Source organism: Croceivirga sp. JEA036 (assembly GCF_011882165.1).
GTDB lineage: Bacteria > Bacteroidota > Bacteroidia > Flavobacteriales > Flavobacteriaceae > Croceivirga.
On sequence record NZ_JAATON010000001.1, the window covers coordinates 172,456 to 185,677 of the forward strand.

11 protein-coding genes are annotated in these 13,222 nt (G+C 41.7%); 5 read left to right on the forward strand and 6 right to left on the reverse strand.

The annotated features are described in order from the left end of the window. Positions 1-3 precede the first annotated feature (3 nt). Genes HCO57_RS00665 through HCO57_RS00675 form a run of 3 tightly spaced genes read right to left on the reverse strand, consistent with a single transcriptional unit; the run spans position 4 to position 1,916 of the window. Entirely contained in the window at positions 4-906 is a 903-nt protein-coding gene (locus HCO57_RS00665) for a DUF5777 family beta-barrel protein (protein ID WP_167987393.1), read from the reverse strand. Next, on the reverse strand, positions 899-1,453 hold the full coding sequence (locus tag HCO57_RS00670) for a YceI family protein (RefSeq protein WP_209065904.1): 555 nt from the start codon (positions 1,451-1,453) through the stop codon (positions 899-901). Before HCO57_RS00670 ends, HCO57_RS00665 begins: the two co-directional genes overlap by 8 nt. After that, entirely contained in the window at positions 1,434-1,916 is a 483-nt protein-coding gene (locus tag HCO57_RS00675) for an OB-fold protein (RefSeq protein WP_167987394.1), read from the reverse strand. The genes HCO57_RS00670 and HCO57_RS00675 overlap by 20 nt, the downstream gene beginning before the upstream one ends. 504 nt (positions 1,917-2,420) lie before the next feature. Between HCO57_RS00675 and HCO57_RS00680 the strand changes: the two genes are divergently transcribed. The 4 genes from HCO57_RS00680 (at position 2,421) to HCO57_RS00695 (ending at position 6,847) form a co-directional block, all read left to right on the forward strand. Then, positions 2,421-3,695, forward strand: coding sequence for an alginate lyase family protein (locus HCO57_RS00680; protein ID WP_167987395.1), 1,275 nt, complete (start codon positions 2,421-2,423; stop codon positions 3,693-3,695). Positions 3,696-3,812: 117 nt separating this feature from the next. After that, complete coding sequence (locus HCO57_RS00685; protein ID WP_167987396.1) at positions 3,813-4,823, forward strand: Gfo/Idh/MocA family oxidoreductase; 1,011 nt, start codon at positions 3,813-3,815, stop codon at positions 4,821-4,823. A 99-nt stretch (positions 4,824-4,922) separates the two neighbouring features. Further along, positions 4,923-5,750, forward strand: a complete 828-nt coding sequence (locus HCO57_RS00690) for a prolyl oligopeptidase family serine peptidase (protein ID WP_167987397.1) — start codon at positions 4,923-4,925, stop codon at positions 5,748-5,750. Positions 5,751-5,896: 146 nt separating this feature from the next. Further along, the gene (locus HCO57_RS00695) at positions 5,897-6,847 is read left to right on the forward strand and encodes a sugar phosphate isomerase/epimerase family protein (protein WP_167987398.1); all 951 of its coding nucleotides are present in this window, start codon (positions 5,897-5,899) and stop codon (positions 6,845-6,847) included. A 147-nt stretch (positions 6,848-6,994) separates the two neighbouring features. Here HCO57_RS00695 and HCO57_RS00700 read toward each other — a convergent pair whose 3' ends face one another. The 3 genes from HCO57_RS00700 to HCO57_RS00710 form a co-directional block, all read right to left on the reverse strand. Further along, positions 6,995-7,912 carry a sugar phosphate isomerase/epimerase family protein gene (locus HCO57_RS00700; RefSeq protein ID WP_167987399.1) on the reverse strand — a complete coding sequence of 306 codons (918 nt, stop codon included), beginning with the start codon at positions 7,910-7,912 and terminating at the stop codon, positions 6,995-6,997. A gap of 11 nt (positions 7,913-7,923) precedes the next feature. Beyond that, positions 7,924-8,937 (reverse strand): 3-dehydro-L-gulonate 2-dehydrogenase, encoded by a 1,014-nt coding sequence (gene yiaK, locus HCO57_RS00705; RefSeq protein ID WP_209065906.1) that lies wholly within the window; start codon positions 8,935-8,937, stop codon positions 7,924-7,926. Between the two features lie 79 nt (positions 8,938-9,016). Then, entirely contained in the window at positions 9,017-9,979 is a 963-nt protein-coding gene (locus tag HCO57_RS00710) for a hypothetical protein (protein WP_167987400.1), read from the reverse strand. A gap of 198 nt (positions 9,980-10,177) precedes the next feature. Between HCO57_RS00710 and HCO57_RS00715 the strand changes: the two genes are divergently transcribed. Further along, entirely contained in the window at positions 10,178-13,216 is a 3,039-nt protein-coding gene (locus tag HCO57_RS00715) for a glycoside hydrolase family 2 TIM barrel-domain containing protein (protein WP_209065914.1), read from the forward strand. Positions 13,217-13,222 lie beyond the last annotated feature (6 nt).

A 13,222-nucleotide genomic window follows, 5' to 3' on the forward strand; every position in this document is an offset into this window, starting at 1 on the left:
TTTTTATTTTAGCTTTTGTTTTTTCAAGTGAAGAATAAAAATGGCGTTCACCCCAATATGTAAGCCTCCATCTTCAAAATTAAAATTGTTGGGTGTCAAAAGAATACTCGAGGCCTCGTCAAAACTTTTGGTATTGGTCATATGCATTTGCATGGTAACGTCACCAATTTCCCAGTTTAACCCGATAGCAAATGAATTGTAGCCTTCCGGACCTTGGTCTCGATTCCCTACCCAATGGTATTCGCTGGTTAATTCGGTATGCTTTCCGATACGATAACGCCCTCCTAGACCTAACGCGAAAAAGTCCGTTCGCCCTAAGGTAGGTTGCGGCCAAGTAGCATGAATGTATGTCGGTGCTACTTGAAGTGACAGATTTCTATTGAACTTTCTGGCAATAATCAACTGTTGGGTAAAGAAAAAACGGTCAGACTGCATTCGTGGTAGGCGAATACCATTGTACTCTCGAGTCAACAATGTGGTACTCTGAAGCGCTGTTATACCAAAAGGTACCTTATTGTCATCCGTTTGACGTAGCAACCGATACTTTAAAAAGCCGTTTAAAACCCCATCAAAAGTATTTACGGAAAATGAGGTGGTGAACCTATCGGTAAAGGCATAGTCAAAACCAAATTGTGCTGAAAAACGATCTACCAGAAAACTATTTCGTGGCTCTTCCATGGGTATATTCCAATAACGTGTACCGAAATAGAGCTGTAAGGCTCCTTTTTTACGCGTTTCCACCGATTGGGCCACAGAGAGTCTTGTGTTCTTGAAGGTGGCCATTGTAAGTAGCGTGGTGTCCTTACGTTCCTTGTTCAAAATATCCAATAGATTCTCTTGTGCGCTTACTTTAGATAGGCCCAAAAAGCACACAAAAACAAAAATTATGTTAGCTGACCTATTCATATGGAAAATATTCAAATCTAAATTCTACTTGTATGTTCTTAGCGATGTTGGGAGAAAGTAATGCGGGTATTTTGATATTGAAATCTTTGACCGGAACTTCAAATTGTCCTTGAAAAACCGTACTGTCTGGTGTTTTACTGACCTTGATCTTTAGTTCTATTTCCTTTTTTACCCCATGAAAATCCATTTCTCCACTTACCAAATAAGTACCGTTTTCCAATTTGGGATTTTTCATATCTTGAATCTTTCCGATGAAGGTTAACTCGGGATAAAGGTCCGATTCCACATAACTTTCGTTAAAGTGCTCTTCCATCAACGCCTTTTTAAAAACAAAGGCCCTCATCAACATATTCACCAAAATCTCCCCTTTCGGCACATCTATGATACTCAATACTTGGTTATTTGTCGCCTCGATATCCTCGACTGAGGTATAGGAAAAGAAGGACACGCTGCCCTGTCGTGCAATAATTTCATTGCTCTCTTGGGAATGGACTCCAAAATGGAGCATTGCCAATAAGAACAGTGTTTTATGGATCGGTGTTTTCATTGATTGGAACGCAATTTAACATAATTACATCAATTAAATAGCCTTTACAAACACCCACTAAAGTAATGGTGTCCTCTGTTTTAAGACTTTTTAATGTCTCTTTGTACTTTGGTGAAATATCACAAATAACAAAATGATCTTGATATCGTTTGCTTTTAAGGGTTATTGTATGACGGTTGTTTAAAAAATTAATGTTCTTGACCGTTCCTTTTACTGCTATTACTTGTTCTACAAATTCCGTTTGGGCCTTTTTTTTATTGTCTTTAAAGTGAGAAATAATATCTTCGGTATTTAGTGATTTCACCACATCACCATCTGGTTCAACACTTACTGGCCTGTTTAAATATTCTAACCCAATGGTCACACACATGAACAGTAACATGAAAATAAAAATCCAATAAGGTGATTTTCCTTTACTCATTTCAATACTTTTGTCTGTTTGGCCTTGGTATTGATTACTCAAAAATGAGAATTTATGCTACCAAATTAGGCTCACATACGGTGACAAAGAAAATATAATCAAGTTGGTTTTAGGCTAAAAAAATATGTAAAGAGGAAAAAATAGGCTTAAAGGTGAATAAAATAAAGCAATTATCAGATGTTTATTTTAGACGCTCAAAAGAAGATAGGTTTGAAGCTCATTATGGCGAGGATCACGTGAGGATGGTGGTCCGGATGCTTGGGTAAATATGCAGATGCCGGGAGAGAGAGGCGACTACGTTGAGTATATTCTTATAAACGATATGAAACCAAGTCGAAACCAAATGGGTAATATGCACCATATGTGCCTATTGACAGATGATATTCAAAAGGCGCATCGTGATATGTTGTTCAATGCCTTGCCCGATCTTGAACGCTATGAACCCATGATTGGCCGCAGCAACCGTTGGCTGTTCAATGTACACGATTTAGATGGCACACGTAGTGAATTAATGGAATCAAAGGAGGCAATAACTAAATGACTAAAATGATGAATGAGATGGTACCATCACGTTTCTCGCTATTGGCAATCCTGTTTTTAATGGTTCTTCCGCAAGCGGATTTTGCACAAGACAAGTCGGCCTCGGCTGACACGGAAAGTCCTCGTTTCTTCGGGGCAAGACGTGGAGCCTTACCCAAGGTGAAGCAAGCCATTTCCCAAGATGAATCCTCCCTTATGCCGGCCTACGAAGCCCTGGTAAAAACCGCTGATGAAGCTTTAACGGCAAAACCTCCAACGGTAACCGATAAAAAACGGCATCCTGTCACTGGCGATCTGAATGACTACTATACCCAGGCGCCCTACCTTTGGCCGGACCCATCGAAATCGGACGGGCTACCTCACTTGCCAAAGGACGGAGTAATCAATCCGGAATCCAGAGATTCGGATTTTGCAGACTATTCACGGGGACAACAGATTGGTCACTTGGTAGAATCGCTCGCCCTAGCGTATTACCTAACTGGCAATGAGTCCTACGCTGCCCATGCAGCGCGATGCCTTCGGGTTTGGTTTATCGACCCCGAAACGCGGATGAACCCGCACCTTCAATATGCCCAAGCTGTGCCCGGTAGAAACGAAGGGCGGTACATTGGAATGATAGAAGCGGGTGGCGTTGTGCAAGCGGTGGATGCTGCGGGTCTATTGGATGGGTCAATTCATTGGAAAGAAGAGGACCGAAAAGCACTGGAGATTTGGATAACGGACTTTTTGGATTGGTTTATGAATAGCGAGTACGGTCGTGAAGAGGTACAAATGAGGCAGAACCACGGCACCATGTTCGATGTGCGGGTGGTTCGCATGGCACTAGCTCTGGGCCAGCAAGACCTAGCTCGTGAAAAGCTGGAGTCAGTGAAAGAAAACCGCATCGCGCTTCAAATAGAACCAGATGGGGCCCAACCCATGGAACTGCGTCGTACCAAGTCCTTTAATTACTCCGAAATGAATTTGACGGGGCTCACCGAGCTTGCGATTCTTGGCGAATGGGTCGGAGTGGATTTGTGGAGCTACCAGACGGAAGATGGTCGCAGCGTCAAGCGAGCGTTGGAATTCCTGCGACCTTATGTCGAGGTAGTACCAGAAGGGCTACCCCCAAGGGTCTGGCATTACAAGCAAGTGGTTCCCTATCAACCAGAGATTATTGCCCCCGCATTTCGCATGGGGAGTATTGGATATGAAGATGAAGAATATGAAGCTATTGTCTCGCAGTTTGCTGGTTTTAGGGAATCAAGCTTTCAGCTAACGCATCCAAAAAACTCGTTTTGAGCAATACGAATAGCTCAATGGAGTTGAAATTGACAAGAATACATTTTGGAAACTCTCAGGAATGAGATTGACGAATTACGCTTTGTATTGTAAGTTGCAGGGCTGGAATATAAAACTATGAACAACACAATCAAGACCGGAATAGCTGCCTTTGGAATGTCTGGCAGCTTGTTTCATGCACCTTTTCTTAGGTGTCATCCTCAATTTGAATTTTCTGCGGTTGTAGAGCGATCTAAAAAAAAGGTGCATTTGGATTATGAAAATGTAAAGAGTTACAATTCCTTTGATGCGCTTTTATCGGATGAATCCATTGAGCTTGTAGTTGTAAATACACCTAATGAAACACATTTTGAATTCGCTTTAAAAGCAATTAAGGCCAATAAGCATGTGCTGATCGATAAACCTTTTACCACGACGGCCGCTGAGGCAAAACAATTATTTAAAGAGGCGAAAAAAAAGGGTGTATTCTTACTGCCCTATCAAAACCGAAGGTATGATTCCGATTTTCTCTCGGTGAAGGAAGTTGTCGAATCCGGAAAGCTTGGAAATTTGGTTGAGGTGCATTTTAGATACGATAGGTTTAGAACCGCTATTGTTGAAAATAGCTGGAAGGAGGACCCTGCACCTGGAAATGGTGTGATTTATAATTTGGGTGCGCACCCTATAGATGGAATAATTTCATTATTCGGAATACCCTTAAAATGGTCTAAACACTCCTCATCTGTTCGTCCCAACTCTCAAGTAAATGATTATGAACATGTGCATTTATTGTATCCTAATAACTTGCGAGTGTTTGTAACCATCAGTTTATTGGTTGCGGACCCTCAACCGGCATTTGTACTGAATGGAACCATGGGAACCTTTAAAAAGCACAGAACTGATGTTCAGGAAAATCAATTAAATGAGGGAATGAAGCCTGACAATGAATTGTTTGGTGTTGAATTACCGGAAAGTGAAGGAATACTAACAACTATAGATTCCAATGGATTAAAAAAGCAAGAGAAAATCGCCGCACAGAAGGCAAATTATATGAATGTCTTCGAAGATGTTTATCAAACCTTGAGAATGGGTAAGGGGTATCCGGTAACCGAAGAACAAATAATAGCACAATTGGAAATATTGGAATAGTAAAATATCGTACTAGTACCATCAACAGAGCGTGTCAAGGCTTTAGGTAACACATCCAAATCACTCATTTTGAGCGAAAAATAAAATTCACTAAGAATCATGAAAAAAATCAGTTCAATTTTACTTTATCTATGTTGTGTTACCACCTTATGGGCACAAAACGGAATTCCATCCGAGGAAGAAAAGACGATGGCGGACTCCATTTCAAATCCAACACTCCATAGAACCTTGGACGAAATAAACAATCGTTTTGAGAATATCGATGTTACGCTTGTTGAATGGCCAGATTCACTGCAGCAAAGATTGGGGAAACTGAAGAAGATTGCCTTTTTGGCGTTTCCTGTGAAGAAGCCTGGCGGAAAATTACCCTTACTTATTTCCTTGCATGGGGGCGGAGGTAAAGAAATGAGCCTACAACAACAACTTGCCCGGTCAGCGAAAGTGAAAGGTCTGAGGCTAGCAGAATTGGCCCAAAAAGAGTTGGTTTTACTGGAGCCGAACACGGCGGCCGATTGGGATGTGAATTCACTGAATGTGATGCTTGATTATGTATTGAAGAACTATCAAGAAATTGATGCGAACCGTGTTTATGTGATGGGGCATAGCATGGGTGGTCGGGGTACCTGGGCTTGGATAAATGAATCATCAAATCGTTTTGCGGCAGCCGCGCCCTGCGGTTTCTCAGCTGGTGATAAAGGTGATGCCAAGCGCTTGGTAAACCTACCGATTTGGGGCATGGCAGGCGGGGATGATGGAGATAGAGCTACTGGTATTAAAATGATGGTGGAGCGCTTAAGGGCAGCGGGGAACAAGCATGTGAGGCATACAGAATTTCCAGGCGCGAATCATGCCCAAGGAAACGCGGCCGTTTTTAGCTCGGTGGAACTGGTCGATTGGATGCTTCAATTTTCTAGGGAGATGGATTAAAGGAACCAAAGGCTTACCCTCCATGTAAACAATACTCCTTATACAAACAAAACTAAGTACAACACATTGATATTAAGTATTTTAAATCGTTCATACCGTAAATGATTACCACAGCTTGAATAGCAAACCAACTCATAAAGACTCGTATGCAAAATCGAAGAAAATTCATAAAACAAACAGCGCTCGCAGCAGCTGCTGTTCCTTTTTCAAAGGTCTTTGCAGGACCAAAAAAAATGCACAAGTCAAAATGGTATCCCATTAATTTCTTTACCAAACCACTCGATAAATATGACTGGGAATTTACGATGGATACGCTAAAAATGGTAGGGTTTGATGGATTAGATTCCACCGTTAGGCCTAAAGGTTGTGTGCTGCCAGAGCGCGTAGAACATGATTTGCCCAAATTTGTTGAAATGGCAAATAAAAAGGGACTAGCCATTGAGATGATGGTAAGCAACATTACGAAGGCTGATGATCAATTGGCTGAAACGGTTTTGTCCACCGCTGCCCAAAATGGAATTAAACATTATCGTTTGGGGTACTATAAATATGATATTGGGCTGGGGGTGCGATCTTCCATTGAAAAGATAAAAGACGAAATGGTAGCACTTGCAGAAATGAATAAACGTATAGGAATTCAAGGAGGCTATCAAAATCATGCAGGAACTTGGTTCGGAGCTTCAATGTGGGATTTAGCGCAAGTGCTAGATGATATCCCCAAAGCGTGGATGAGCAATCAGTTTGATATTCGACATGCGGTCTGCGAAGGAAACAAATCGTGGCTAACTTCTATGCACCTATTGGCGGAAAACATAGGTTCGCTCGCGATAAAGGATTTTACTTGGGATGTTACTGGAGGCCAATCGAAAGTCAAAAAACTTCCGCTCGGGGAGGGCATCGTCGATTTCGATTTATATTTTAAAACCCTAAAAACTTTGGGCATTGTTGCGCCGATAACACTTCATGTGGAGCACGAATTACTAAGTACGGCTGAAGAAGGATTATCACTATTGAAACAACAGAAAATTTTGGTTTCAAAGCTTAAATCTGATGTGGATTTCATCCGCCAGAAACTTGAAGAACATCAATTGAACTAACCGTATCTAAAATAGTTTTTTACAAAGCATGGGCTATTAGTGCCTAGTGCCACTACAGTTGGTCATCCAAAAAACTGAACGCCGGCATTAAATGGGCGGGTTATGAAGAAAATTACGATAAAGACCGAAGGTTCCAGTTTTTAAAGTCTAACCTTTCTTGAATTCCCGTTGAAACTCGGCCAACATTTCTTTAAGAATCACTTTAGGGTCACCATCCGATAGGCTTTCAAAAGAAACATACCCTTGGAACCCTTGTTTTTTTATCAGGGCCGCCATCTTGGCCATATCCGTCGGTGTTTTCTCCTGATTAGGATATACATGCTCTTTGATAAACCAATAATTGGCATAAGGTGCCAATTTTTCTGCTTCGGCATAGGGGTCGGCTGTAGTGCGCAGGCACGCAGTGTCCAGAATAAGTCCAAACCATTCTGAATCCACCCGTTTTACGATATCGATAACTTCATCGGCCGTAAACAGAAATTCATTATGGTTTTGTAAAGCGGCAATGACCCCAACTTCTGCCCCATACTGGGCACATAACTTATATTCTTCTACCAACCACGCTTTTACCTGGTCTTTGGTGTAGCCTTCGGGAATATTCCTACCCGTGAACATTCTTAAGATGGAGGAACCTATCTGAGAAGAAATCGCCAACCAATCTTTGATCATTTGTCGGTCTTTTTCTCTTGCTGTCACATCTGCGGTGACGAAATTATTCCGTACTCCGGTCCATGAGATGTTCAAACCCAATTCCAACGCACGTTTTTTTAACGCAAAAATCTCAGCCGTATCGGGTAGGTTTGGATAGGTTGAAAAATAGTAGGAAGTTAAATCCACGGCATTGAGTCCAATATCCGCGGCAAACTCCATCATATCGAACAGATCCATTTTCCCGCTTTTAAATTCATCATTGAACGAGTATGCATTAACGCTGTATTGCACTCGCTGCTCCGTGGAAACAGGTGTTACCCTTTTACTGCTTGAAGCCGCAAACAAGCTGGGAGCCGCTGCAAGTGCGGGCACCATTGTTAATTTACGAAGGGCGTCTCTTCTGCTATTTTTCATGGTCTTGATTTTTAGTTGTTCAAAAGGTTGATTACCCTATTCCAAATTTCTTCACTGACCTGCATCCCGTTTTTCTCGTTTTCAATTTTATTGGCTAGGGATTTTTCACCGGGATAGTAGGTTTGTCCATCGGGTTGGGTAGGTGTAATATCTTTGGTATATGAAATGATTTCTTCCAGCAGTTTTTCCTGTAGCTCTCCATCTTTAAAAGTTGCTGCATCCATACACAGAAAAATCTGTGAGACCCCATATTCGTGTTCTTCCAAGCCTAATTTATAGGTAGACCTTCCTGCGGAAAGCAATGTGGCAAGCATATCCAACACCATGGACAGGGCAGAGCCTTTCCAATAGCCAATGGGGAGTCCGCTTTTGGTCGTTAAAATATCCTCCGGATTTTTGGTAAGATTTCCGTCTGCATCAAACCCACCATCATAGGGCAGTTGTTCTCCACGTAATTGGTACTCGTTTATTTTACCAAAAGAGAATTGGGTCATGGCCGTATCCAGAACGATAGGGCCTTTTTTTCTAGGAATGGCAATGACCAAGGGGTTGTTTCCTAATCGTGCCTCCTTACCGCCCCAAGCGGGCATATTGGGCTCCGTATTGGTGAAAAGGATACCAATACAATTGTGTTCCGCGGCCATCCAACCGTAATAGCCAGCCCGCATCCAATGGTTGGTATTACGCAATGCCACTAGACCCATGCCGTTTTCTTTGGCCATTGCTATGGCACGATTGGTGCATTTCACCGCGTTGATCACGCCAGAACCTAAATTGCCGTCCCAGCGTTCTAGGCTGCCAAAGCCTTCTACCTTTTCAGCCTCAGCATCTTTTTTAACCAAACCACGTTGCAACTGTTCAATAAAAAAAGGCACCCGATTAATGCCGTGGGAATTTACCCCGTGAAGCGTATTTTCGGTGTGTACCTCTGCCAACAGTTTTGCTTTTTCCTTAGAAAATCCGTGTTTTTTAAAGAGTGAAAACAGTACGGAATGCATTTCTTCGGAACGAATGGTTCTGGTCATTTTTTTCTTTTTTAACTATGTTTCAGCTTAAACCGGGTAGCATTTTTAAGGCAAAGAAGCCATTCAGGGATTATGGAATTTAATCATTTTCCGCTTTTTCATAGGTAGTATTTGCCCATCTTATTTGTGCCCGACCACCTTTGACCCGGTAAGCCCCATATCTAATTCCGGACTGGATACCGCGTTCAGGTTCTGGAATGTTCCAATTAAAGGCTACCCCACCAATAGTAGCGTTGGCATAGTGTATTTTTTTGGTGGCATCGTTCGGGTCTTCGGCAAAACCAACTTCCAATTCAATTTCGGTGGGTACATTTTTCCCTATGTTGGTCAAGAAGACAATTTCCCTACCATCTGCACCAGAACCGCCCCTAAAATTGATTTGTTCCCTAAAAATATCAAAGGATTGCTGCACTTGATTGCCATTACCATCATCACCATAAACCGGTTTTGCCAAATAGAGGCAAATTGCAGGGTCGTTAGGTCCACCACCTCCGGTATGTTTGCCTTTTGCCTGCATAATGTAGGTGCCATCCGAGCCTACATTGTCGGTTTTGCCAACTTCCAGTATTCTTACGGTACCAGTAAACTTTGCAAAACTACCTACACCTGTGGTCTGGGACCTTGATAGGGACCGTTCAATTCTGGGCTGTAAAGTATTTGGTGCATCTATGTGATTGGATCCATCGGTAATATTGTAAATGCCCCAAATTGTATTGTCAATAGTAATTTCATTGTAGTTGGAATAGCAGCTTCTATCGTCAACGGCTCCTACATTGACTGGATTGGCTATATCGGTTGCCCTTTCTTGATTGGTTCCAGCCTCGGTACATTGGGTTATTGGGCCCGTGTCCTCATCAATAATTGAAGATTCTCCTTGGGTTTCTTCAGTATCCCTATTTTCGTCGACAGCATCTTCTTCCATTATTTCTTCTTGGGTGATTTCGGGCATTTCATCTGCTGATGAACAGGAGCTGAACAAACCAAAACCACCAAAGAGCAGGGAAATCACCAAGTAAATTCTTAGATAATTTAAACGGACCATAGCGATTCAATTTAATTCGAAACTATTTAATACCTCGGTAAAGACTATCCTGTAGTGGGGTGACAAAGGCTAAAAAATTCTTAATTTAAAAGGTTTTTGTATTAGATATAAGTCCTCTCTGAACCCAACACCACAGGATTGAAGTTGACCATCTGTAGGCTATGTTTGTTTTTAAGTTGTTTTATAATCAAAGAGAACATGCGTCACTTTTTACTTTTCTGTATCATTCTATTTTTTGCAATAGGCAGTACTTCTGCCCAACGGATAGAGACTAGTTTTAATGATAATTGGAGTTTCATTTTAGAGGATAATTCTGATTTTTCCAAAGTAAACTTAAATCTGGAGGGCTGGACCAATTTGGATATTCCACATGACTGGTCATTTGAGAAAGGCGTTCGTAAAGGAGGTGACCAGGGCCAAGGTGGAGGTTATCATGATGGGGGCGTAGGCTGGTACAGAAAGGACTTTATAATCAATGAGGATAAGCTAAATAAAATCCATTACTTGGAATTTGATGGGGTTTACATGAACAGTGAGGTTTGGATTAATGGTAAGCTTCTGGGCAAAAGACCTTATGGCTATATCAGTTTTCGATATGATATTTCACCACATTTAGTTGCTGGCAAGAATAGCATCGCAGTGAGAGTCGACAATAGTTTGGAGCCTTCGGCACGTTGGTATCATCCTTGCGGAATTTATGCTCCTGTAAGGATGATAGAAGTCGACCCAACGCACATCATTCCAAATGGAATTTTTGTTACTACGCCCAAAATTGATGACGACAATGGTTCCGTCTTGATAGACCTATCCCTAATGAACGTAGATGGACAAATAAATGTCGAGCATAGCATTAAGTCACCTGATGGAAGCGAATTGGCAAGCAATATTGAAGAGATATCTATCGGTCAAAAAACCGTTCAAACTGAACTAACGGTGGCCAATCCTAAATTATGGAGTCCAGAAACACCTACACTCTATACACTCGTTAGCCGCATAAGCCGCAATGGAAGTTTACTTGATGAAAAGTCTACCAAATTCGGATTTAGAACCGTGGAATGGAAAACTGAGAGTGGCTTTTGGCTCAATGGTGAAAACATAAAATTAAAAGGAGTTTGCGAACACTGGGAGGGCGGCCCAGTTGGTGGCGCATGGACCAAGCCCATGTTGCGTTGGAAATTACAGCTATTGAAGGATATGGGTATCAATGCCATTCGCCCATCGCACAATCCTACACCCCCAATGTTTTACGATATCTGTGATGAAATTGGCCTGTTGGTCATGGATGAAATTTTTGACGGATGGCATAAAAAAGCGCCCGAAGACTACGGCAAACAAGCCTTTGATGAATGGTGGCAGCGTGATGTGACGGAATGGATTACCCGGGACCGTAACCATCCCAGTATTTTTGTATGGAGTTTGGGCAACGAGACCCACAGCAATGTGGCACCGAAGCTTGTAAAATTCGGTAAATCACTGGATTCAACAAGACTGTTCACCTCTGGGGCAGGTAATCCGGAAGACATGGATATACAAGGTGTAAACGGAGGTTCTGAAACCAAGTTGTTTATTGAAAGTAAGACCTTAGATAAGCCTTTTATATCTACAGAAGCACCGCATACATGGCAAACACGTGGGTATTACAGAACGCAAACTTGGTGGAGAGATAATGAGTTGCCAGGTACCTATGAACTTCCCAACCTCACCGAAAAAGAGATTTTCTTTTATGAAGGGCTAAATCCAAAAGATTGGAAGAACAGAAAGCAGCGTTTCAATTCCTCCTATGATAATGCTACGGTACGCGTTTCTGCAAGAAAATATTGGGAGGTTATGCGAGATACCCCATGGCACAGCGGTCATTTTAGGTGGACAGGCTTTGATTACTACGGCGAAGCTGGACTGGTGCATGGCGGTCTGCCCTTCAACCTTTTTATGGGCGGTGCCTTGGATGTTGCAGGTTTTAAAAAAGACCTATATCACTTTTACCGAAGCCAATGGACCAAGGAACCCATGATACACATGTTACCACATTGGACACACCCAAGAATGAAAAAAGCAACCAAAATTCCGGTTTGGGTATATTCAAACGCAGATGAGGTAGAACTTTTCCTTAATGGAGAATCCCTGGGTAAAGATTCACCTGGAACCGTTTGGAACGAAATGCAATGTGAGTGGTTGGTCCCCTATGAAGAAGGCACTATAGAAGCTGTTGGTTATGCTGATGGAAAGGAAGTGAATAGAACCTCTTTTTCTACAGCAGGCCAAGCCAGTACATTGCGCAATACGCTACAAAAATTAAATGCGGAAGCTGGTTTTAGGGCAAGCTATATTGTGACATCTGAGGCGTTTGATATAGATGATAATCCCTCTCCTTATGCAGAGAACAAAGTATATTATGTTATTAACGGCGATGTTACCAAGGTTTCCATGGAAAATGGTAATCCAATCGACCCTACCAGTAGGACCAAGGCTAATCATCGAGCTTTGTTTTTTGGAAAGACAAGGCTCTTTTTAGAAGAAAAACAGGCGGCAACAAATGCTTCTGTGTTCATTGCCTCCATTTTAGGTGATAAAGCCCTTTACCAATCCAATGAAATAACCATAAGTGTACAGGACCTAAGGTTATTTGGTAATCAACAGCCTAAAGAAATTCAAATTTTTTATACCCTTGACGGAAAAAATCCTGAGTTCAGTGGAATTCCTTACACCAAACCTTTCAGGATTGAGGATAATACTACCGTTAAAGCCGTCGTTAAACAGAACGATAAGGTTGTTTTACACATGGAAGAAAGTTTTGGAAAAAGCGAGGGCTTGTTTTGGGGAGATGAGCATTCTGCTGATATGTGGATTGGTAGAGGTGTTAATATTGCTGCTGAAGATGGTATTTTAACAGGAACCGCTATTTCTAGCAGGGATGCCAATAGATTTAAAGGTTCAGGTTTTGTAGATTTTAAAAAAGGTGAAGGCTCAATAACTTGGTACCAAGAAAATGATGGAGAAAATGGAGATTACAGCATTCGTTTTAGATATATGCATAATAATGAGAAAAAGTTACATCCTATGAATTTGTTTGTTAATGACGAATTTGTAAGGAAAATTGAATTTAAACCTACTGGTGGCTGGGATAAAGAATGGAAGTTTACACCTACAATAATTACTTTAAAATCAGGAGCCAATACTATTAAATTAGAGACAACAGGAGAGAGTGGTCCTTACATAGATGAATTATTTATTGATTAATTAATT

Bases quoted from the DNA above. Each gene is read 5' to 3' on its own strand.
- HCO57_RS00700 (WP_167987399.1), bottom strand. From the start codon at position 7,912: ATGAAAAATAGCAGAAGAGACGCCCTTCGTAAATTAACAATGGTGCCC.
- HCO57_RS00715 (WP_209065914.1), top strand. From the start codon at position 10,178: ATGCGTCACTTTTTACTTTTCTGTATCATTCTATTTTTTGCAATAGGC.
- HCO57_RS00665 (WP_167987393.1), bottom strand. From the start codon at position 906: ATGAATAGGTCAGCTAACATAATTTTTGTTTTTGTGTGCTTTTTGGGC.
- HCO57_RS00710 (WP_167987400.1), bottom strand. From the start codon at position 9,979: ATGGTCCGTTTAAATTATCTAAGAATTTACTTGGTGATTTCCCTGCTC.
- yiaK (WP_209065906.1), bottom strand. From the start codon at position 8,937: ATGACCAGAACCATTCGTTCCGAAGAAATGCATTCCGTACTGTTTTCA.
- HCO57_RS00695 (WP_167987398.1), top strand. From the start codon at position 5,897: ATGCAAAATCGAAGAAAATTCATAAAACAAACAGCGCTCGCAGCAGCT.
- HCO57_RS00680 (WP_167987395.1), top strand. From the start codon at position 2,421: ATGATGAATGAGATGGTACCATCACGTTTCTCGCTATTGGCAATCCTG.
- HCO57_RS00670 (WP_209065904.1), bottom strand. From the start codon at position 1,453: ATGAAAACACCGATCCATAAAACACTGTTCTTATTGGCAATGCTCCAT.
- HCO57_RS00690 (WP_167987397.1), top strand. From the start codon at position 4,923: ATGAAAAAAATCAGTTCAATTTTACTTTATCTATGTTGTGTTACCACC.
- HCO57_RS00685 (WP_167987396.1), top strand. From the start codon at position 3,813: ATGAACAACACAATCAAGACCGGAATAGCTGCCTTTGGAATGTCTGGC.